Origin of the sequence: Saccharicrinis fermentans DSM 9555 = JCM 21142, assembly GCF_000517085.1 — a bacterium.
GTDB lineage: Bacteria > Bacteroidota > Bacteroidia > Bacteroidales > Marinilabiliaceae > Saccharicrinis > Saccharicrinis fermentans.
In genome coordinates this window covers 2,100,289-2,123,320 of sequence record NZ_KI912107.1, presented here as the reverse complement: position 1 = coordinate 2,123,320, position 23,032 = coordinate 2,100,289, and the positions used below count along the sequence as shown (strand labels likewise).

General features: G+C 34.0%; 18 protein-coding genes and 1 pseudogene. 15 read left to right on the top strand and 4 right to left on the bottom strand.

Annotated features, from left to right (window positions below; translation table 11 throughout):
* Window positions 1-313: 313 nt before the first annotated feature.
* Window positions 314-1,144: pseudogene (locus tag CYTFE_RS25650) on the bottom strand (IS1634 family transposase); the annotation flags it as partial.
* Window positions 1,145-1,534: 390 nt separating this feature from the next.
* Here CYTFE_RS25650 and CYTFE_RS25645 point away from each other — a divergent pair.
* The 4 genes from CYTFE_RS25645 to CYTFE_RS0108320 all read left to right on the top strand — a co-directional run bounded on the left by CYTFE_RS25645 (window position 1,535) and on the right by CYTFE_RS0108320 (window position 3,323).
* On the top strand, window positions 1,535-2,005 hold the full coding sequence (locus tag CYTFE_RS25645) for a hypothetical protein (RefSeq protein ID WP_052343088.1): 471 nt from the start codon (window positions 1,535-1,537) through the stop codon (window positions 2,003-2,005).
* Window positions 2,006-2,019: 14 nt separating this feature from the next.
* Entirely contained in the window at window positions 2,020-2,427 is a 408-nt protein-coding gene (locus CYTFE_RS29375; protein ID WP_081735947.1) for a helix-turn-helix domain-containing protein, read from the top strand.
* A gap of 14 nt (window positions 2,428-2,441) precedes the next feature.
* Window positions 2,442-2,894, top strand: coding sequence for a hypothetical protein (locus CYTFE_RS0108325; protein WP_027471437.1), 453 nt, complete (start codon window positions 2,442-2,444; stop codon window positions 2,892-2,894).
* Between the two features lie 102 nt (window positions 2,895-2,996).
* The gene (locus CYTFE_RS0108320; RefSeq protein WP_027471436.1) at window positions 2,997-3,323 is read left to right on the top strand and encodes a hypothetical protein; all 327 of its coding nucleotides are present in this window, start codon (window positions 2,997-2,999) and stop codon (window positions 3,321-3,323) included.
* Between the two features lie 324 nt (window positions 3,324-3,647).
* Here the strand turns inward: CYTFE_RS0108320 and CYTFE_RS0108315 are convergent, their stop codons facing one another.
* From CYTFE_RS0108315 to CYTFE_RS0108305, 3 genes are all read right to left on the bottom strand, one after another.
* Complete coding sequence (locus tag CYTFE_RS0108315; protein ID WP_244880316.1) at window positions 3,648-3,998, bottom strand: MarR family winged helix-turn-helix transcriptional regulator; 351 nt, start codon at window positions 3,996-3,998, stop codon at window positions 3,648-3,650.
* A 170-nt stretch (window positions 3,999-4,168) separates the two neighbouring features.
* Window positions 4,169-4,651, bottom strand: coding sequence for a glutathione peroxidase (locus CYTFE_RS0108310; RefSeq protein WP_027471434.1), 483 nt, complete (start codon window positions 4,649-4,651; stop codon window positions 4,169-4,171).
* Window positions 4,652-4,669: 18 nt separating this feature from the next.
* A complete protein-coding gene (locus CYTFE_RS0108305; protein WP_044214409.1) occupies window positions 4,670-5,119 on the bottom strand; it encodes a DoxX family protein in 450 nt (149 codons plus the stop codon).
* 319 nt (window positions 5,120-5,438) lie between these two features.
* On the opposite strand from CYTFE_RS0108305, the gene CYTFE_RS0108300 reads away from it, so the two are divergent.
* The 11 genes from CYTFE_RS0108300 (at window position 5,439) to CYTFE_RS0108250 (ending at window position 23,013) form a co-directional block, all read left to right on the top strand.
* The gene (locus tag CYTFE_RS0108300) at window positions 5,439-6,698 is read left to right on the top strand and encodes an IS4 family transposase (RefSeq protein WP_154665636.1); all 1,260 of its coding nucleotides are present in this window, start codon (window positions 5,439-5,441) and stop codon (window positions 6,696-6,698) included.
* Between the two features lie 688 nt (window positions 6,699-7,386).
* Window positions 7,387-7,878: a TlpA family protein disulfide reductase gene (locus CYTFE_RS0108295; RefSeq protein ID WP_027471431.1), complete on the top strand. Its 492-nt coding sequence runs from the start codon at window positions 7,387-7,389 to the stop codon at window positions 7,876-7,878.
* Between the two features lie 347 nt (window positions 7,879-8,225).
* Window positions 8,226-8,789 carry an RNA polymerase sigma-70 factor gene (locus CYTFE_RS0108290; RefSeq protein WP_027471430.1) on the top strand — a complete coding sequence of 188 codons (564 nt, stop codon included), beginning with the start codon at window positions 8,226-8,228 and terminating at the stop codon, window positions 8,787-8,789.
* 344 nt (window positions 8,790-9,133) lie between these two features.
* Window positions 9,134-10,318: a FecR family protein gene (locus tag CYTFE_RS28575; protein ID WP_052343087.1), complete on the top strand. Its 1,185-nt coding sequence runs from the start codon at window positions 9,134-9,136 to the stop codon at window positions 10,316-10,318.
* A gap of 67 nt (window positions 10,319-10,385) precedes the next feature.
* Entirely contained in the window at window positions 10,386-13,841 is a 3,456-nt protein-coding gene (locus CYTFE_RS25630) for a SusC/RagA family TonB-linked outer membrane protein (RefSeq protein ID WP_044214120.1), read from the top strand.
* A gap of 11 nt (window positions 13,842-13,852) precedes the next feature.
* Window positions 13,853-15,343, top strand: a complete 1,491-nt coding sequence (locus CYTFE_RS0108275) for a RagB/SusD family nutrient uptake outer membrane protein (protein WP_027471429.1) — start codon at window positions 13,853-13,855, stop codon at window positions 15,341-15,343.
* A gap of 47 nt (window positions 15,344-15,390) precedes the next feature.
* Window positions 15,391-16,167 carry a DUF4843 domain-containing protein gene (locus CYTFE_RS0108270; RefSeq protein ID WP_027471428.1) on the top strand — a complete coding sequence of 259 codons (777 nt, stop codon included), beginning with the start codon at window positions 15,391-15,393 and terminating at the stop codon, window positions 16,165-16,167.
* An 11-nt stretch (window positions 16,168-16,178) separates the two neighbouring features.
* A complete protein-coding gene (locus CYTFE_RS0108265) occupies window positions 16,179-17,606 on the top strand; it encodes a PKD-like family lipoprotein (protein WP_161636316.1) in 1,428 nt (475 codons plus the stop codon).
* Between the two features lie 276 nt (window positions 17,607-17,882).
* Window positions 17,883-19,268: a TlpA family protein disulfide reductase gene (locus tag CYTFE_RS0108260; RefSeq protein WP_027471426.1), complete on the top strand. Its 1,386-nt coding sequence runs from the start codon at window positions 17,883-17,885 to the stop codon at window positions 19,266-19,268.
* Between the two features lie 283 nt (window positions 19,269-19,551).
* Window positions 19,552-20,469, top strand: a complete 918-nt coding sequence (locus CYTFE_RS0108255) for an ABC transporter ATP-binding protein (protein ID WP_027471425.1) — start codon at window positions 19,552-19,554, stop codon at window positions 20,467-20,469.
* Between the two features lie 105 nt (window positions 20,470-20,574).
* Window positions 20,575-23,013, top strand: coding sequence for a Gldg family protein (locus CYTFE_RS0108250; protein WP_027471424.1), 2,439 nt, complete (start codon window positions 20,575-20,577; stop codon window positions 23,011-23,013).
* The last annotated feature ends 19 nt before the right edge of the window (window positions 23,014-23,032 follow it).

Sequence of the window (23,032 nt, the reverse complement as noted above, 5' to 3'; positions counted from 1 at the left end):
TCAGAATTTTACTAGGTTGCTATTTTGTTCTGTTCGCCTGTATTGGAACTACTCCGTGCTCGATGGATTAATTCGGCACCAATCTTTCTTAGATTGTAGGCGCTAATGGCCAAGCCAACATACCTTTTGAAGTTGTGGTATCCGTGATCCGGACAATGATCTAGTCCTCTGTTCTCCAGCTCGTTAATGTTTGATTCGATGGCACTGTGTTTGTTGCGCAGCTTCTTGAAAATGGTTTAACGCTCCTGCTCTGCTTCTTCTTGGTTACATTTGCCTTTCTTGGGAAGCACAAGGTTCTTAACCCACATTGCAGCTAAATTGGCGGAGATTCTTGTTTTGTATCAACTTGCGTTTTTTTGATTTTCATTTTGTGTACTACAGATTTTTTTCGGGTAAAGGGAGCATATTTGTATTTCAGAGCATCATATAATTGTTTTACTTTTTCGTTAGGCTCAGAGCAACGTCTTATTGAAATAGTTTGATCCTCTACGTTTTGAGCAGTTGTTGTAACCGCCTTTTGTGTATTCATTATGCGGACGATTTCTTTCCATCCATGGTTTATCCCTTTACTTTTTAGTTGATACCTGATTGTATTCACTACCCAATATGCCAACAACCCAAGGTGCAGATGAGCCATTGTACTTGAATCGGTTTTGTGATAAATTGGGCGTAAATCAAGATCGGTTTTTAAAACTCGAAAAGAAGCTTCAATCTCCCGGATGGTATTGTAAAAACTCCATAAAACATCTTCATCATAGTTTTCAAGTGAAGTGCGCAGAAAATATATCCCACTGCGAGCATTGATTTCAGTGTTTTCTTTTACAGACCATTCTATTGACGATGCGAGTGGATGCTTTTGTGTCTTCTTGCCCCTTGTACCTTTTTCTTCCGCAAGGGTATTGACTTCAATATTATAATATCTTTGTATCGATGGGTATTTCTGCTTTGACCGACCTATGCGTTCATGAACTTTACCCAAGCGTTTTACGCCTCCTTTTTTGCTCAGGCTTTCGTTAATTTTTCGAAGTCCTTCTTCGAACCTGGCTTGGAACTGCTCGTTCATCGAATGCTCCTTCAGCTTTTTTGCTTCGCTTTTTACTTTGAGGTAATAATCATTGTTTCTTTCTGATTTAACCCTGGAAATCATAATTGGTTTTGTTGACCTCGATAAGGAATTTAACAAAAAAGAGAATGGCAAATATGATCCTTTCTATTTTGTGTGTATGTCACATATAAATGAACAGGGTTTGAATTATATCGATATCAATTGTTAATCAATGAAAACTACCCAACTCCTAAAAATACTACCTGACGAGAACAAAAAGGAATTTATTAAAGACTACTATGTTCAGGTAAAGAAGGTTTGAAAGAATCCAATACAACAGCCTGGAAGTATTGTTTTTACTCCACGGAAGAAGCTGTTTCGGTATTAACATCCGAAAACATTGTTAAAAAAAGATTAGAAAAATGTTAATTAGTTGTCCAATGGATCATTTTTTTAAATAAATTTACTTAATTTGCAATTAACTTATAAGTGAAGTCAATTATAAACATAGAACTATTTGAAGAACACGAGTGTATCAATTTCTATACGCTCCGGTTTCAAGGAGAAGAAACTGAGGTAGATAAGTTTTTAGATCAGTTCCCCGAAGGTTGTAAATATGATGAAGACATTGACATTATCATTAAATGGATGGATAAAATTGGAAAAACAGGAGCGCTTGAGCGCTATTTCCGTCCTGAGTCCAGAGCAAATGACCAGATATGGGCTATTCCAATTGAAACCTCAAACCTTCGACTTTATGTAATAAGAATATCCGAAGAAATTTTAATCATTGGAAATGGAGGTGTAAAAACTACTCGTACCTATAACGAAGACCCAATACTTAGTACACATGTTGAACTTTTACAAAACATCGATCGTTTTATTAAAACAAGAGTAAGAGAAGGTAAACTAGCCATTTATCAAAAGCAGTTATTAGGTAATTTAAAATTCAATCTGTAATAACAGAAACTAGAATGCTAAAAAACAAACGACTAGAATCCAGAAGAAAAAAGATATCAAAAGACGTTGAATTATTTGTTGAACGTTCTTTCGATATTGTAGATAGAATCCACTTTATCCTACAAAAACAAGGTAAAGAGCAAAAGGATTTGGCCAAAGCCTTAGGGAAAACAGAAAGTGAAATTAGTAAATGGATGACCGGAACACATAATTTCACTATGAAAACACTAACAAAAATTGAAGCTGTTTTAGGAGAACCTATTTTGCAAACAGTTAAACAAGACAATGCAGAAGTAAAACAAAAGAAAATTGAAGTAACAGAATCAGTATTTTCTATGCCGTCTTCTGAAAAAAGAACTTCTCTACCAATGCAATTTCATACACTTTTTACGGGAGAGTGTGAACCGCGTTATTACGCCTAGTTTAAATAAGTAATATGAAAAATATATCTGTTACCATACAAGATATTAAAGAAACAGGATACTCCTATAAACCTTTGCCTCCAGATTTGGAGGTTAGTTTTGGGAAAAATCTTAAATTTGGAATGGGTTTCCAATTTAAAATTGATAATGAAAATGACATATTTAAGTTCAGTACAATCATTAATTATATGATTAATGGTTATGAAGGAGATTTTTTGAACTTTTCTAATACCATAACATTTAAAGTTACTAATCTATCAAATGCAATTATTGAAGAGGAAGGTGGATTTATGAAAATAAAAGATGATTTAATTGTATCTCTTGCTGCTGTATGTATTGGTACAACCAGAGGGCTTTTAGCAGCTAATACTAAAGGAACTGATTGGGCAAAATTTCCGGTTCCTATACTTGACCCCAAACAAGTTGTTGAAGAAATGAATAGGCTAAAAGATGAAAATAATGGTTAATTAACTTAAGGATAAAAGAAACAATTATAAGGATTCAGTAATTAAGCTTGAATCCTTTTTTTTATAGATTAGAATTATAAAAACAATACTAAAATTATTTTAATGGCTTACCTATATCAAACACTAACCCAAGATAATTCAGGTGCAACAATACACATAAAAGCGGATAAGCGATATTTTAAGTTAGTAGGTATGTTTTCTAATGAAATAAGTGTTACCGATTTAAAGGAGCTAAACTTAAACTTGAAAATATCGTCACTTAATAATGGGAGTTCATTTGAAGAACCTATTCCCATTGGAAATGCAAGTGTAGAAACACGGGGCTCTATAGAATATCTTCATATTGGATATGAGCCTTCAAATACTTTAGTCCACACGATTAAGTTAACTATTGATGAATTGTCTAATAAAGATATCTCTGTTGGATAAAGCGGTTCGTTTGTTTATAAGATAAACATTATAACTTATTGGAATTAAATAATAAATACCCTGAACTTGAAATTTCGCTTATGAAAAGAAACAATAAAAACTGGCTGCAACGTTTAGAATATAATTAATCACGATAAGCGTTATTTTATTTCTATTTATTGATTTCAAAGAAATTATTAAGGTTGTATAAATTTGCAGCCTTATATCCTAGGTAGTCTGTAAGCTTGTAATTCACTGGTATGGTTCTTAGATACTACACGTGCCTACGCAAGTCGAGCGATTTCTTGCAAACACGAGCATCCATTGATTATTTTTATATCAAATCTATTTTGATAAAAACGAGATAATGGTAGTAAGACTATTTTTTAATTCAATCAATTTCTCAATACTTAGTTGTCCATCTGATAACCGCGTAATCAATTTTTCAGGAATTAGAACAGCTTTCTCTCTTAGTTCCCTTCCTTTGCTCGATAGATTAACAATGACTTTCCGTTCGTCGTTCTTTGAACGGGTTCGATGAATCAAACCTAGTTGTTCCATTCGCTTGAGAAGTGGAGTAAGAGTATTTGTCTTAAGTATAAGCTTTTTAGCAATGTCATTAACAGAAATACTGTCTGTTTCCCATAACACCAATAGTACTAAATACTGAGGATAAGTTATGCCTAATTCGTCCAAATATGGCTGATACTCTCTAGTTATTAATCGCGATGTCGCATATACGGGAAAACATAATTGATTCTCTAATTTTAAACGCTCGTAATTCATATTATAAAAAGTTAAATCGCAGTGAATACTCTACAAAGTTAATAAAAGAAGATATAGTCGCCTGCGACTTAAACTCACTACTATGGTAATAGTTTTTGAATGTATTTTTTAATCTCTTTAGGTTTTGTTGTTGGCGCAAACCTTTTTAAGGGGTTTCCTTCTGTATCAATAAGGAATTTCGTAAAGTTCCATTTTATGGTATTAAGTAATGTACCTTTTAACTCTTTTTTTAGATACTTATAGAGAGGATGAGCGTTTTCACCATTTACATCTATCTTCGAGAACATCGGAAAGGTTACACCATAATTTATAAGACAACCTTCTGATATAGATTTCTCATCACCTGGCTCTTGGTTAGCAAATTGGTTGCATGGAAAACCTAATATTACAAGACCTTTATCTTTATAATTCTGATAAAGTTTCTCAAGTCCTTCGAATTGAGGAGTTAAGCCACATTTACTCGCTGTATTAACAATAAGAACTAATTTACCACGATAGTCATTCATGCTAATATTTTTCCCTTGAAGACTTTTAGCTTCAAACTGATAAAAATTCTGTTCCATTATAAGGATATTAAAAGATTATGATTTGTTACGATTCATAAAAGCTTTGAAGCCGCCAGTTGACCATAGAGCCCAAGCAACTAAAATCGGTTGAAAAAACAAGCGGATAAGTCTAGCCTGTTCCGTATCCAGACCAAAAGCATCCACTTGATTCACATACTGAGCAATATTTCCCGGGAATATTAATACAAAGAAAATAGCAGTAGTACAACCAACCAAGGCTTTCCATTTATTTAATGCTATTAATGATGCACCAAGTGTTATTTCTGCAATCCCTGAGAGGATAACTACCAAATCGGTGGAAAGAGGCACCCAATTGGGAACCTGAGCTACAAACTCCATACGGTTAAATGTTAAGTGGCTTATTCCTGCAAATAAAAGGGCCAGGCCAAGTAGTATTCGAGAAATTATCTGGAATAAATTTGTTTTTACCCCTAGACCCCATTGTAAATTGTCTAATAATTTCATTTATTGATAATTAAATTTAAAAATCAACTACACGATTATATCGTGTGCGATACAAAAGTATGATTATCTTATTGATTTGCAAGCGACTTATTCATTATTTTTAATATTCTTACATTTATTCTACAAGCCCATCGTACAATTGTTTCCAGTCGCTATGCTTATAGTCTAGCAAAGAAGTTCTTACGCCTCCTAACGTACGGGCAATGTCGTTAAGTTAAGGATTTCTTGATATTTTTAAGTATATTAGAAGTGTAATAAGGAAAAGAAAAGCAGAGGAGCTCTTTTTGTAGAAGGGCTTTTTTCTCACTCTCTAAAAACTATTGATAATGAAGGTTTTATCAATAGAAGTAAATGTTCGGAAGAAGACTTTACTCGTAATCGAAAGTTGTCTTTTAAAGATTTATTAATATCCCTAATGTGTTTTAGCCGTCCAAGTGTTCAAACAGAATTAGATCGGTTTTTTAAAGCTCTTTCAAAATCTCCTGATTCATTTCAAACAATCTCAAAAAGTGCATTTACCCAATCAAGAAGAAAGTTAAAACCTGAAGCTTTTATTGAGTTAAACAAGTCTAACCTGGAATATTTTAATGAGAATGCACCTTATAAAAAGGACTGGAAACAAAAGCGAGTTGTCGCTATTGATGGGACGAAGATTAATTTGCCAGCATCAGAGGAACTTAAAAACGACTTTGGCTATAGTAGAAATCAACATGATGAAACTATCATTGGAGCATTAGGATCATTTGCATATGATGTTTGCAATGAATTAGTGCTAGATGCCCAAATAATAAAACGAAAAGGAAGTGAACTAGATCTTGCTGTAAAACACCTAGAAATTCTTAGCTCTCAATCTGACATTTTAGTATTTGATAGAGGTTATCCAAGTCATTGGCTCATTGGATTATTAATGAAGGAAAATTATAAATTCTGTTTTCGGTTAAGTACGGCTTGGAAAGATGCTGTTGAATTAGTTAAAAGTAATAATAGTGATATTGATTTTACATTAAAAAGACGCTCTAATAGAGATTTAAGTAAAATTAGGGAATATGATATTCCCTTGGAGATTAAAGGACTTCGCTTGGTTTGCATTGAATTATCATCAGGAGAAAAGGAAGTTTTGCTAACAAATTTAACAAATAGAAAAAATTTCACATTAAATGACCTTAAGCAACTTTACCATATGAGATGGTCCGTTGAAGAAGGATTTAAATCTTTCAAAAAATCACTTCATTTAGAGCAATTTACTGGAAAAACAACTATTGCAATAAAACAGGATTTTTATGCAAAGGTTTTTATGCTAAATCTATCTTCGATGATAAGAACACAAGCTATAAATAGCAATATAAAGTCAACAAAAAATAGAAAATATAAGCAGCAAGCAAACAAAACACAATCATTAGCTAAACTAAAAGATTTCTTTTTAGATATCATATATTCAAGTACCCCCAAGGTTTTTATAACTAAATTAATTGAGATACTCTCAAAAAGATTAGAAATAATAAGACCCGGAAGGTCATTTAAAAGACCTGATACATCAATCAGGCGAAGACATAAAGGTTTAACATCTAAAGGGATATGACCTTAACTTAACGACATTGAACGTACGGGAGGGTTCTCTACATCATAGAGAACCGTGAATTTGAATTAGATAGATATACACTGTAAGTCTTCGGTCTTTCACATATTGCGACCTTCATGCTAGAGCCGTTTCTTTGATGGCAAAAAATGAGAATGACATTAACAACATTTTAAGGGGTTGTATAAGGATTACCAGGAATCAGGTTGGTACATAAAAGATTCCAGTAAAACTTAGAGAATTCCAATGCTCCAATCGACATCCGGATTGGAGCGTTTTTTGTCTATCGATGATGTCTTTGTTAAAATCTCATAAAGAAACCTTGTACGATAAGCGTTATTTTATTTCTATTTATTGATTTGAAAGATATTATTAAGGTTGTATAAATTTGCATCCTTAATCGTATGGATAGTTTGTAAGTTTGTAGTTCACAGGTGTTGCGCTTACGATACTGCATGTACCTATGTCTCGTTAGTTCACTTTGTGCCTTGAAATACTTTTTTTTCTTTTTTGTCACCCATTGTTGGTTTTGGGTTGTATTATATGAGTGTAGGATTCCGAATTTAGGTCTTTTATACGATTATAAACTCTTAGAATAAATCTAATGTGATTATGTAATAGGTTGACTAAGAGTGAAATATGTTTGAATTAAAGTTTAAAGATTAATACGTAACTAATAACTCGCTATAAAATGAAAAATACACTATTTTTTTTACTTATACTATTAAGTTTAGGCTCGTGTAACCAGAAAAAAAAGATATGGGCAAAGTCATTTATTCATCAAAAGGCACCAGAACTCATTGTAGAGGAGTGGCTTTCGGAAAAGCCTGATTTACAAGGTAAATTTGTTCTTGTTGATTTTTGGGCCACTTGGTGTGCTCCATGCAAAAAAGGCATACCCGAGTTGAATTCATTTCAAAATGAGTTTAAGGACGATTTAGTTGTAATAGGAATTACTGATGAATCTAAAGAAAAAGTCGGAAGGTATGTAGGTCCTGCAATAGAGTACTATAGTGCTATTGATACAAAAAAAAGGGTTATGGGCTTGTTAGAGGTAAGAGGAATTCCTCACTGTATCCTAATCGACCCCAAGGGTATTGTTCGTTGGGAAGGATTACCACAGCTAGAAGGCTTTGAACTAACGTCTGAGGTCATTCAGGATCTTATTAAAAAGTATAAATAAAATCGGTCAATGGCGCCATCGTTAAATATTTATTAGATGAGGGTCTTTGAGTGGAAAATAAGGCAATTACAAGTACTGTAATACTTATGATTTTTCACTTTGTCCTGTAGTTAAGTACGAGTCAGTTTGTTTTTTAATATTCTCTACATTTTACCGAATTCAACTAAGTTGGGTTCGTTTTTTTTGTCTTTGTCATTATTAATTTATTACAAACAAAACATTGTAGCTATTAAATTGAATGTAATAGCTCCTAATTTAATTTAATTTAATAGTAAAGGTGCAAAATATACATTAATTAATAGTAGTGTACATATAAAAATAGCTACATTTGTATCTAATAATTAACAATGTATTCCATCGATAAAAAAATAAAGCTTATAGCGGGAGGTAGTACTAAAGCATTTAAGGATTTTTATGACAGCTTTTTCCCTTCATTGGCCTTTTTTTCCATTCAATTGGTAAAAGATAAGGATGAAGCTAGTGATATTGTGCAAGAAGCATTTTTAACATACTGGAATAAGCGAAATGAGTTTGAAAATTTGGATGGAGTAAAAGCTTTTATGTACACTGTTATAAAAAATTCGGGGCTTAATTATCTTCGCTCTCAAAAGGTGCACGCCAAACATCTCGCCTATATTGAGCAAAATGAAAGGAATTATTTTAAAAATATAATTATAGAAGAAGAAACTATTTCAATGATTAAGGCGGCCCTTACAGATCTGCCTCCCCAAACAAAAAATATCGTAGAATTAAGCATGTTGGGTGCAAAAAATGTAGATATCGCTGAAACACTAGGTGTTTCAATTAATACCGTTAAAACACTTAAACTTCGTGCCTATAAGCTTTTGCGTGAAAAATTGAAAAATCACGTTTATGTATTGTTAATATTATCAGACATATTGCTTAAGTAAATATTTTGTACGCTTGTTGTATTTTCTATAACCTTATTTCATTTTCATTTTTATTAGTAAAGTAACATTTTCATCAATATTGTCTATTTGTTGGCTGCCGAACAGGCACAAATGAATATTCGCTCCTTTTTAAACTGGAGTGTGTTTATTTTATTGTTTGTGGGTACTATATGTAAATAAATGAATTTGTTAATAACACCCTTTGATCACTCCCGTTGCCAATTTTTTTAATACCTAAAAAGAATTCTTTGCATTTTTTTAGGTAAAACATACTGATTTATGTCACCCGTTTTTCACTTGAGCGTTTTTTATAAGAAAGTGAAACACATAAAGTTTTAGATTCAATGAAAACGTATATAAATATTAGCAAGCTTATTTTTGGCAAACTTGCTAATGATTTGACCATCGAAGAAAACAAAAAATTTGAAAAATGGCTTAAGGAAGATCCTGCCAATCAAATTCTTTTTGAAGATATTCGAAATAGAAAGGATAGGGACTTAAGAGACGCAAAAATTAGTTTACTGGATAAGGAGCTTATCTGGAAAAATATTCAAGATAAAATTGGTCTCCCAAAAACAAGGTCCATCTTTTCTTTTAAAGCAGTGATGAAGTATGCAGCTGCTATTTTAATACCTATAGCTGCGGTCTATGGAGGATGGAACTTGTATGGATATATTCAGGGCGAGATAAATAATCCTATTGCGCAAATAAAACCAGGAGCGCCCAAAGCCCAGTTAATCTACGGAGATAAGATCATCGAGCTTGGCGAAAGGGATACTATTCTTAACACTACCCATAATAGTGTTGCGGTTGAAATTAATTCTGGAGGAATTAAATACAAAAAGGATTTAAGCAATCCTAAGAGCATAGAATTTCATACCATTAGAATACCGAGGGGAGGTGAGTATTTTCTTACTCTTTCAGATGGAACAAAAGTGTGGTTAAATTCAGATACCGAAATCAAATATCCTTCTGTTTTTAACGAAAAGGAACGCTGCGTTTTTGTACAAGGAGAAGCTTATTTTGAAATAGCAAAAGATAGTATACACCCATTTGTTGTGCATGCAGCTGGGCTTGATATACAGGTATTAGGTACGAAATTTAATGTATCAGCCTATTCCGACGATGATTTTGCTCATGTTACTTTAGTTGAGGGGAAAGTATTTGCCATTGAACAAATAAGTGGTTTAAAGCAATCTGCCGTTTTGGAGCCCTCGCAGCAAGCATTGATTAGCAAAAATGGTAGTCAAGAATTAGTCATTCAAACAGTCGATACGGATGTCTATACATCCTGGACGAAGGGTAAATATATATTTCGTGCTGAACCTTTAGGTCAAATTCTTAAAAAATTGAGTCGCTGGTATAATGTGGAAGTTTTTTATGAAAATACCGCAGCAGAGCAATATACTTTTTCAGGAATCTTGCCGCGTTTTAAAAATTGCGAAACCTTTTTAAAGCTTATGGAAAAGACCAATAGTGTGAAGTTTGAATATACAGAAAATGTTTTGATAGTGAAAAATGTGAAATAGAAATAGGTAATGTGCTGTATCATTCAAGAAACAGTTTTTTTAAATGTAGAATTAATAAATTTTAATTATGAGAAGAAAATTAGGCAAACGCTTTCTTGTTTATTACTATGCTAAATCAAAAGAAATTTTAATCATGGGAAATTTATTTCTTTTTTTAGCATTTATAAACGTGCAGATTCAGGCCAGTTCGTTAGACTTGAAGTTGGTAAGTATGAGCTTGCAAAATGGCTCGCTATATGAAATGTTAAAATCCATTGAAGAGCAAACAGGATTTGGCTTTTTATATAGCGAGTCAGAAATTGATATTACGGAAAAAGTTTCTGTAAATGCTCAAAATATGCCATTAGATGTATTACTTGGCGAGGTGTTGCCTAAGTTAGGGGTCGATTTTGAAATTGACGAATTGGTCATTGTTTTAAAACCTCAAATGGAAAAAAAGGAAGCTCTTGGGGATCAGAGGTATGATAAAAAGATCGCTGTTAAAGGTCGCATTATAGATAAGGAAGGTCTTCCATTACCGGGTGCTACCATCATTGACTTGAAATCCAGAAGAGGCGTCATAACGGATAGTGATGGCAATTACACTATTCTTGTTGCTGATTCAAGTTCTGTTTTAAGAATCAGCTTTGTGGGTTTTAAAACCATTGAACTTACAGTGGGCTCTCAAACAATTATTGATGTTCAGCTACAATATTCTGATGATGAGATTGATGAGGTTGTTGTAACGGGTATTGTGCAAATAAGTAAGTCAAGCTTTACGGGTACAGCTACTATTGTTAAAGCCGAAGAATTGATTTCTATGGGTTCTGATAATGTAATTAAAAGCTTGACTTTATTAGATCCATCTTTGAATATATTAGATAACAATGTGTTTGGTTCTAATCCCAATGTTTTACCTGAGATTAGTTTACGAGGTGATGCTATTTTGAGTGTACCTAATACATCCATTGATAGAACAAGTTTAAGCGCAGATCCTAATCAACCTGTATTTATTATGGATGATTTTGAAACTACCCTTACAAAAGTAATTGATATGGATATGAACAGAATCGAGTCAGTTACTATTTTAAAGGATGCTGCCGCAACAGCAATGTACGGATCAAGAGCTGCCAATGGGGTGATTGTAATTACCACCAAACAACCTGAAGCAGGAAAATTACAAGTGAGTTATAATTTAAATACAGACTTTAGCTTTCCTGATCTTGGATCCTATGATATATTAAATGCCGAAGAATTATTTGGGCTACAAAAAGATCTAGGACTATATGATTATTTAATGGAGGCCGAGAATACTGGAGTACACAAGGTTACTGCCATTGAGAAATATGTAGCTCAAGGTGTGAATACCGACTGGCTTGCTCAACCTGTACGCAATGCTGTGGGGCAAAAACACTCTTTGAATTTGATGGGTGGAGATAAGTATATGAGGTATATGTTGGATGTGAATTATAGCGATAAGCCTGGAGTAATGAAAGAATCGGGGCGTAAAAATAGTGGTATTGCATTAACACTAAATTATAATATAAATGATCAACTTATTTTTAGAAATAGATTATCAGTTGATAAAAATAATGCAGAAAACTCACCCTATGGTTCATTTGATTATTATGCAAAAATGCCTTCTTTTTTACCCATAAATTATGCAAATGGACAGCCAATAGAGCGTTATGCTATTCCGATATACGATACGGGTTCAACGACTTACTTTCCTCAATATAATCCTGTGTATGAGGCAGGAGTTGGTAACTCCGACGAGTCAGAATATACGAATATAAACAATAACTTTTCATTGGAATGGAGAATGACATCAGCTTTAAAACTAAAAGCGAATCTTTCCTATACGTTTCAAAATAGTAAAAGCCATCAATTTAATTCTCCTGAATCCTATCTTTATTGGAGCGTAAGTGATCCTGAAAAAAGAGGATCTTATGCCTTTGATGACGTAAGTACAGAGTCTTATTATGGAAATGCGATATTTAATTATATGAAAGAAATGAATGGCCATTTCATTAATGCATCTTTAGGATATAATATTTCTAGTTCATCATCAGAATTACTCGGTTTTAAGGCAGTTGGGTTTGCAGCTAGCAACTTTGACAATCCTGCATTTGCAAGTAGTTATGCAACAGGAGAAGTTCCTGATGCATCTGAACAAACGGTTCGTTTAATTGGCGGATTGGCTAGTGTTAACTATTCGTATGATCGAAGATTTCTTGCGGATTTTACTTATCGACTGGACGGATCATCTCAATTTGGTTCAAATGATAAAACGGCTGGTTTTTATAGTGCCGGTTTAGGTTGGAACATTCATCATGAGAACTTTTTAAAAGGCAATAGTTTTATTAGTTTGTTTAAAATTAAAGGAACGTATGGAGAAACAGGCTCAGTAAACTTTTCTGCATATCAGGCTAAAGATGTATTACAGTACTATAAAAGTACTAGGTATCTAGGAGGATTAGGTACTTACCTGGCTGCTTTGGGTAATGAGAATCTTACTTGGCAAACCACCAGCACCCTGGATCTAGGAGCTGATTTTGGTTTCTTTTCCAATATAATATCTGGATCTTTTAACTACTACAATAAGAATACCAGTGATATGATTATGGATGTCACAACTCCACCTTCAATCGGATTCAATTCATTTAAAGAAAATCTTGGAGAGATGGAAAATAAAGGTTTTGAGTTTGCGCTTCGTGCTAAATTGATGAACAGAGATAAAATTAAATGGAATGTGTACTTGTCTGGTTATCAGAATAAATCAAAAATTCTTGGGATAGGTAATGCTTTAAAATCATATAATGAATTGAGTGATCAAGCCGGATTAACCGATGCTGAATTACAGGAATACGAAGAGAATAATGGTTCGTCAACTTCTTATATTAATGAAACATCTCATGATTTTTATGTAAGGTTTGAGGAGGGTGAATCCAATACAGCAATTTATGCGGTTAGATCATTAGGTATTGATCCTATGACAGGTAAAGAAATTTTCCTTACCAAGGATGGAGAGCCAACTTTTACTTGGAATGCCGAGGATAAAGTAATCGTAGGGGATACAGAAGCTACACTTAGAGGAAACTTTGGAACAAATGTAGCTTATGGTCCCTTGGAAATGAGCTTTACCTTTTCGTATAGCATGGGTGCTCAGCAATATAACTATACTTTGGTTGATAAAGTTGAAAACTCAAATAAGTATTACAATGTGGATAGAAGGGTATTGGAAGAAACCTGGATGGAACCTGGTGATGTAGTAAGGTTTAAAAGTAATGTACTTAACTGGGGTAATATGAGTTATACCCCCGCTAGTGATCGTTTTGTTCAGGACTATAGCTATATTAATTTAAGCTCGATGAATATAAATTATTACCTGCCAGAAAGATTCTACACAAAATTGGGTATGGAATCAATGCGTCTTTCGTTTAATATGAGTGACGTTTTTAATTGGTCAACTGTTAAGATGGAGCGTGGTACTTCGTATCCTTATGCTCGTTCTTTCTCTATGGGATTACGTGCTAACTTTTAAACTTAAGAAAGATGAAAAATAAAATATTTGTTTTAATAATCGTAATAAGCCAATCATTTTTTGCCTGTAGCGACTGGCTGGATGTATCACCTGCAACAGATATTGACCTGAAAGTTCAGGTAACATCAGCAGATGGTTTTAAAGAAATGCTCAATGGAGTTTATCTTTCAATGGCAGGTCAAAGTTTGTATGGCCATCAATTAATGTATGGCGCATTGGAACAAGCTGCACAAAGTCATATTGGTTCAGCAACATATTTTCCAATAGCAGATTTTAATTATGAATCATCAGCTGCCAGGTCCACTATTAGCTCTATTTGGAGTAACCTCTATAAAACTGTGGCCAATGATAATTTAATATTGGATAATATTGATGCCAAGGCTGAATTATTTCATCAAGATGATTTAAAATTGATGAAAGCTGAAGCATTTGCTATTAGGGCATTTATTCATTTTGATTTATTAAGAATGTTTGGTGATGCTTATGTAGATGGTACCAATGAAGATCCGCAAATTCCTTATGTAACAAAATATGAGAGGGCGAGGTATCCTCATCTTCCTATTGCCGGTGTTTATGAGAAAATTTTAGAAGACCTTGATGCTGCCCAGGTTTTACTTGAAGAAGTAGACCCAATAGTTGGTAGTTATGCTGGTATTTTATTTGATCCGAATGAACGCATGTACCACATGAATTATTATGCTGTTTTGGCACTCAAAGCAAGAGTCTATATCACAATGAATGATAAGCCAAATGCATTGCTGTATGCCGAAAAAGTAATTAATGAGTTTGATTGGGAATGGGTATCTCCTGAACGTTTAAATGGTAGTGATGACCAAAAGGATTTACTGTTCGTTAATGAGCTGGTAGCAGCATTGAATGTATCTAATTTAGATGATTATTATTCGTCAAACTTTGGTGAATATGAGTATCAATATCATACGGCAACATCAAGCGATAACTATGCAGATATTGTATTCGAAAAATTGGTGGCTCCTGCTGTATGGTATCAGGATCCTACGCCGGGACTGGGTGGAAATGACTGGAGATATCTAAATTTAATGAAAACTAACCAGTTAGGTCAAAGATCGGTATCTATAAAGTATGACCAAGATGTACCCATTCAGAAGTATTTTAGTGATTTGGGGTGGGTTACTTTTATGCAACATAGAACTGTGCCTTTAATTAGAATAACAGAGTTGATGTTAATTGCTGCAGAAGCCACCATTGAGTCAGATGTTGATAAAGCCATTGGGTATGTTAACACAATCAAGGAAAGAAGAGACGTGGAGTTGAGTGATATTACTGGCGATGTATTAGGTGCTATTGTTAAGGAGTTTCGTAAGGAAACCTACTTGGAGGGACAAACATTTTATATGTATAAAAGACTACAACTGCTAAATATACCTACCATGGGAACAAAATGGACACGTACAGTAACTCCAGAAAACTATATTTTTCCATTGCCTGATAATGAGTTGGAATTTGGTAATATTCCTAATTAATATTTGGCTAGAGAAATGATCAAAAAATATCATTTAAATAAAATAATATGAAAACTAAAAATATATCTATAATACTTATCTTTTGGGTATTTGTTCTTTCCTGTTCAAAAGACGAAGTGACCAAATATCGAGGTGTTGATTATGTTTATTATGAAGACGAAGTGAATGCGGAAGGTGAATATCCTTCAAAATATTTTACCTTCTTATTTGAGGATGAATCAACAGAGGAGAAGATTATTGAGATTCCCGTATTGGTGTCAGGTGAAATGTCTGATAAGGACCGAGTATTTTCGGTTGAAATTGTTGATACTCTGACAACGGCTGTAGAAGGTACACATTTTGTTATTGACCCAGATATACAGCTGATTACTAATCAATCTCCGGGAGGAAACCTAATCGTTAATATATTGAGAACTCCGGATATGAAAGATACAGAATACACTGTAGGATTAAAAATCACTTCAAATGATAATTTTACTTCGTCTTTTAGCCAGGTGTATACCTTGCGATTTAGTGACTTTTTAGCTCAACCTGATTGGTGGTATCCCTGGACTAAGTACGCAGGCGTTAGTGGTACTTATCCTTATATTGGGGAATTTACGGTAACCAAATGTTTGTTGTGGATGGAGTACAACGATGTAATGGATGGTACCAATCCAATTGGAGAACATATAAGTAGGTTTAATACTTATGTGGGCGAATGGCAGTATAATGATGCAACTGTATTTGCTATAATGTACGGCTTTGGAAAGTGGTTAGAGAGTCATCCGGATGCTCCAATATATGATGAGAATGGGGATTTAGTTGTAAATACACTTAACTAAAAATGAACAAAATGAAAATTGTAAATAGAATTATATATAGTTTATTAATAGGATCCGTTATGGTATCCTGTATAAAAGATGATGGTGATTACGATTACATTGAATTGAATGGAGTTGATTTTTCGAACCTACCAACAGAACAAAATGCAATTATTGGTAGTAATGTGGTTATTTATGGAGATATTATTACTGATATTCCAGAAGAAGATCGTTCTTATGCCTGGTATATACCAGCTTTAGGTTCAGGTGCTTGGGTGGCAGATACGATAAGTACAGATAAAGATTTGAATATGCTTACTTCGTTATCTCCCGGTTTGCAAAATTTAGTCTATTCTGTTTATGACACAAAACATGATGTTAGATATAATAAACCCATTGAATTATATGTTGTGACTCCATTTAGTCAGGGGTGGGCCATCCTAAAAGAAAAAGATGGTTTAGCCGAATTTGACTTTATTTCTGAAATTACGGAGGATCATGTTGTAGATGTTTTTGAGAATGTAGCCAAGGTAAGTCTAACTGGAACCCCTATTAATATTGGCTTTAACTGGAATACTTATCTTGGATGGAACCAAATGTTTATTTGTACGAGTGAAGGTGGTGCCTATTTCGATGGAATTTCTATGAAACTGGATACATATATCACAGATCGGTTCAATTCAACAAACAGTCTGGAATTCCCATTTACAGCATCTGGAATTAATGATAGGACGGATAGCTACGGTTGGCCTATGTTAGCAGGTGGAAAATTGTATGCTAAACCAGGTAGGTATCTTGAAGATGGATGGTGGGAATTTCCTGCAGAGGGTGATTATTATATAACTGATAAATTTGCTGCGTCGGCTGCGCATGTTGTGTATTTTGATGAAAAAAATAAACGATATGTGGTAAATGCAATGAATGGCTATTATATGGATTATTATAAGTTAATACCTACGGTGATGATTGATCCAGATAATGATCTTTTTGATCCAGGAAACTTAAATATGGATTGTATGTATATGGAGCAGGTACGTTCTACTTACCAGGTTATATCTGTTCTTAAGGATGATTCGGGAACTTACTACCTGCAAAGGTTTATGTCATCTTGGTATAATGGTTTTGAATCTTACGCAAACATAGAGCTTGCACCTGGTTTAGTGGATGATAATTCGCAATATGCTAATGATAACGTGTATGATTTTACCTATTTTTCTCAGGGAAATAAACTTCATCGCTACAATAGGGTGTCTGATGTTATTAATCAAGATTATCTTGTATTAACTGGGGATGTTAAAAAACTAGAGGTACATAAGGAAGGTGGTATTTTAGCTGTTGTATATGATAATGGTGCAGGATCAAAAATTGAAATACGCGACATGCTTGATGGCGGCGTTATTTTAGAAACCTACGAAATTGATTCTAAAGTTGTTGAAATAGAACATAAATTAGATGACTAATTGAATTTTTTAGATAATCTACTTAAGCTATAGGCATATATAGCTTGGGTAGATTATATGAAATGCTAGCCTGCTCTATTCATAAATGATCTAGACCGATCATTCCTGAATGACACGGGTTTGAATCAATCAATATCTTAAAGTTCATCAAGAGCTGTTGCCAATATAAAACACCCATATAAACATTAATTAGAGTATATGGAACGAGCCATGGAAATAGCTTCTTTCAACAGGGGTATGATTAATTTATATGGCCTTAAAAATAAATTTAAACGTATGAAGAAAGTATTATTTAGTTTAGTATTGGTTTTAAATCTGGTGGCCTGCATCAAAGAAACTCCGAAGTATGCCCTATTTACTGGTAAAATTGACAATATTGATAATAAAGAGGTATGGTTAATAAAAGCGGATAAGTCGTTTAGCAAGAAAATTTCGATTGATTCAAATGGTAATTTCGCCGATACAATCAATGCGAATCCTGGATTATATTTGCTAACTGCAGGTAAAAATAAGATGAGTGTATATTTAGACAATGGGAGTGCTATTAACATTACAGCAGATGCCAAGGATTTTCTTAATTCCCTAGATGTTTCAGGTATAGGGGCTGAAGCCACAAACTATCTTTTAGCTAAGAATAAAATGATAGCGGAACTAAAAGGTAAAGGCATGGATGTTTATAAGTTGGAAGAAGCTGATTTTGAAAATAAATTTAAGGGACTATGTAATACCTTAAATGCCCAATTAGATGCAGCCCAAGGAATGGCTCCTGCCTTTATAGCTTTAGAAAAACGCAATCTAAATTATGAGTATTTAAATGAATTATCACGTTACGCCGGTGGTTATCATAGGCAATGGGCTCAAAAGCGAGACTATAAACCTTCTAAAAGTTTGTTGGTAGGATTAAATGATGTAGATCTGAATAATGAGGTTGATTTTTACTTTTCGGGTGCCTATAAAGAAATAGTTAATCGTTTTTATAATAAAAAAATCAATCAATTAATTAAAAAAGACTCCATTGATTACGGTCTTATAAAGGTTACCATCTATTCAACCATTCCAAATCAAACCATAAAGAACGAACTGATTATCTCTGGAGCGGAAAGTACCATTTATAATACAGGAAAATTTGAGGAATTTTACAAAATATTTATGGCTGCTTCTACAAACGAAGAAAATAATGCTAAGATTACCAAAATTTACAATAGATTAATTGAACTAAATCAAGGTCGCCAGTCACCAAAGTTTGTTGATTATGAGAACAATGCAGGAGGAACGCTTTCGTTGGATGACCTAAAAGGGAAATATGTTTTTATAGATGTTTGGGCCACATGGTGTGGACCTTGTGTTGCTGAATTGCCGCATTTAAAGAAGTTAGAAAAAGCCTATCGCGGCAAGAATATTCGTTTTTTGAGTATTTCGGTTGATGATTCTAAAGATCATGATAAATGGAAAAAAATGATTGTAGATAAAAAACTGGGTGGTATTCAAGTGCTTGCAGATAGTTCCTTTAATTCTCAATTTGTACAAGATTATATAATTAGATCAATTCCTCGTTTTATATTATTGGACCCAGAAGGTGTAATTGTAACTCAGCATGCACCACGTCCTTCGAATCCGGAAATAATCGATTTATTTAACTCGTTAAATATTGGAGTCAAATAAAGATATAATCGACAAACCCGATTTTAAGATCTTAGAAGAAATAGCATGAGTTGTTATGTAGCTTGTTGTTTTGGGCAAGAAGGAATTAAACCCGAATAATGTATTAGAAAATTTATTGCGAATTAAAACTGTTGCCAAGCAAGTCGCCAGCTAACTTGTTTTTATTTTCCATAGCGGTGCTATGTCTCATTTAAACAGGTTCTTGATGGATGGCCCTTTTAATTCTCATGACGAAGTTCTAATACATTATCCGGATATAAAAATCAATTAAATTTTTCGAAGAATGAATAATGCATTAGTCAGAGTCGAAAACTTATCACACCGTTACAGCATACAGTGGGCAGTAAAAGATGTAAGTTTTGAGATTCCACAAAATGGGATATATGGTCTTTTGGGCTCCAATGGTGCTGGTAAATCGACTACAATGAATATTATGAGTGGGGTGTTAAGGCAATCTCAGGGTAATATTTATATCAAAGGAATAGATATGTCACGAGATCCTATTTCGGCAAAGAAATTAATTGGTTTTTTGCCACAAAAACCACCTTTATATCTGGATACTACAGTAGAGGAGTATTTAACCAACTGTGCGCAGCTAAGAAAAATTGGATCCAAGGATTTAAAAACTGCAGTGGAGGAGGTAATGGATATATGTTCCATCACCCATTTTAGAAAACGTTTAATTAAAAATCTTTCAGGTGGATATCAACAACGCGTGGGAATTGCACAAGCAATTATTCATAAGCCTGCATTAATTGTGTTAGATGAACCTACCAATGGATTGGACCCGAATCAAATTATAGGAATCCGTGGATTAATTAAAGAAATAGCGAAAGAATGTGCTGTACTATTGTCAACACATATGCTTACAGAGGTTCAGGCTATTTGTGATTATATTTTAATGATTGAGAGTGGAAAATTGGTTTTCTCTGGTAAAACAGAAGAGTTTGATAACTATTTGGCTCCCAATTCTATCAAAGTTAGGTTGCTTGAAATGCCATCAGTGGATGTGCTTATGAAAATTGATGGCGTTGAAAGTGTTGAAGAACTGGGAGGTCCTGATTATAGATTCAGATTTGACAACCTGAATGGTGCTGCCGAGCGAATTGTTAAGGAGAGTGTTAAACAGGATTGGCGCTTAGAGGAAATTAATTTAGAGAAAAATTCATTAAACGATGTTTTCTCGGCACTGTCTAAATAAAAAGGAATAATTATATGAAACGAGTCAAGTGAATTATTTCACATACTGTGGAATGATTAAATTCTGGCGAGTTCCATATGTCCATTGAAAGATAAAATTAAGCATATGAAAGAAATATTAGTAATAGCAAAAATGGAACTTCAGAAGATGTTCTTTTCACCAATCGCATGGTTGGTCTTGATCATTTTCTCTGTTCAATCAGGCTTTGAGATTGTGGACCAAATGAGTAGTTGGGTACATCGTTTTTCACTTGGATATGGTCAAAGTCCGGTTACTGCTCAATTATATGGGGGAGGACGTGGTTACTTTAGTGGAATACAAGAGTGGTTGTTTATTTTTCTTCCATTAGTAACGATGGGCTTAATGAGTAAGGAGTTTAGTTCTGGGTCCATTAAATTATTGTATTCATCACCCATATCGAACAAACAAATTGTATTAGGTAAATATTTAGCGGCTGTTGTATTTAGTTTTGCCATGTCCATTGTTGTTTTACTTGCCGGTCTGCTAGGATTTGCTGGTATCGATTTTTTTGACTTCGGACAGGTTATTACAGGTGTGTTAGGCTTGTTTCTGCTTATGTGTGCTTACTCGGCAATAGGTTTATTTGTATCGTCTATTACTTCTTACCAAATTGTAGCTGCCATTGGTACCATTTTCTTGCTTTTTTCTTTGGGGAAAATTGGAAATTTATGGCAGGATGTGGATTTTATTCGTGACATTACATATTGGCTATCTCTAAATGGCAGATCAAGAACCTTTATTGATGGACTGATTTGTACTGAAGATGTATTGTACTTTGTTTTTGTATCTGGACTGTTTATTACATTTTCTATTTTCCGTTTAAAAGGAATCAGAGAAAAGAGTTCTCGATATATATCAATAGGTAGATATGTATCGGCATTTTTGGTGGTTGCTTTATTGGGCTACGTTTCTACAGTCCCTTCCATGATGAAATATTATGATTCCACTCGTAATAATCTGAACACTTTAACTAAGTCAAGCCAGGAAGTAATGTCAAAGTTTGAGGGGAAGATTAAAATTACAACCTATGCTAATATTTATGGTCTTAATTTCCGGAGTGTTTCGCCTAGAAGCCAAAAAAGGGATCAAGCATTTTTTGAAAAATATTACCGATTCTATCCTAATATTGAGTTGGAGTATAAATATTACTATGCAACACCCATGTACGAAAAAGATTACCAGAGATTTATTAGAGCAAATTCTGGTAAGACTGAGCAGCAAATATTGGAGAAATATTGTAATGTCTATAATATGGATGTGGATAAAATTAAACCTGCATCCGCATTTAAAGACGAAATTAATCTCCAAGCTGAGTTAAATCGCTGTGTAAGAAAAATTGAAACAGAAGATGGTAAAATTGCCTTTTTACATTGGTATGATGATATGACTAGGAATCCTTCCGAAGCACAAATTACAGCTGCACTAAAAGGGTTAGTAGAAACTCTTCCTATGGTTGGTTTTGTGAATGGTCATGGTGAAAGGGATATAGATAATATGGGAACCAGAGGGTATTTTACAGTTGTTAAGGATAAGCAATTCAGAGAGAGTATGCTGAACAATGGTATTGATTTTACATCCTTGAATTTGCAGAAAACAGTTCCGTCTTATATAGATATATTAATAGTTGCAGAATCTAAAGAGCATTTTTCGGATATGGAAATGATGCATTTAAACGAGTATATCGATAGGGGTGGTAATTTAGTCATTGCAGCAGATATAAAACGTCAAGCGGTGATGAATCCCTTGGTTCAACAGTTTGATGTTAAATTTAATCCAGGTCAGGTTGTTGAATTTAACAAAGGATATACCATGGATTTTGTAACATCTGCTCCCCCCAATGGTTCACCCAACAAGAGAGTTGTGACTATGCCTGGAGCTTTGTCGCTTTCTTATGATGAAAAGTTGGGTCATGAAAAGTCGGGTTTTGTTTATACGCAAGAATTGGTTTCTGATGTTATAGGTAACTTACCTAGCGCTTCTGAAGTGGAAAGCTTAAGAGGTGATTATGTTGAGCCCGAAGAACCTGCCGGATTATCTGAAGATCAAAAACGTATGCTGGAAATGTTAAAAGGACGTGAAGCTAAACCTGCAGATAGAGGTAAGTTTCATGGAAGTTGGAATGAATTAGACGTGACAGATTTTATTGATGATTTTCCAATGTATAACCCTGTAGAAGGCGAATTAGGAGGTGCCTTAGTAACTGGGTTAACTTTGGCTAGAAATGTAGAGGGTAAAGAACAACGTATATTGATTTTAGGAGATGCGGATTGCTTTGCTAATGGTGAAATCTCAATTCGTAGAACTGGTATTGTATCCGGAAATTATGATTTTATCAGCCGTATGTTTTATTGGTTAACCCATGAGGAAAGCCCTGTAAATGTGCGTCGTCCTTTAAACCTAGATGATAATATGCTTTTGGAAAAAGATGAAATAGGTATGTATGAGTTTCTTTATAGACTTCTTATACCTGCTATGTTTGCTATGATTTTGTTATTCATCTGGTTAAGAAGGCGCGGAAGGTAATAAAGAGGAATAAACAAAG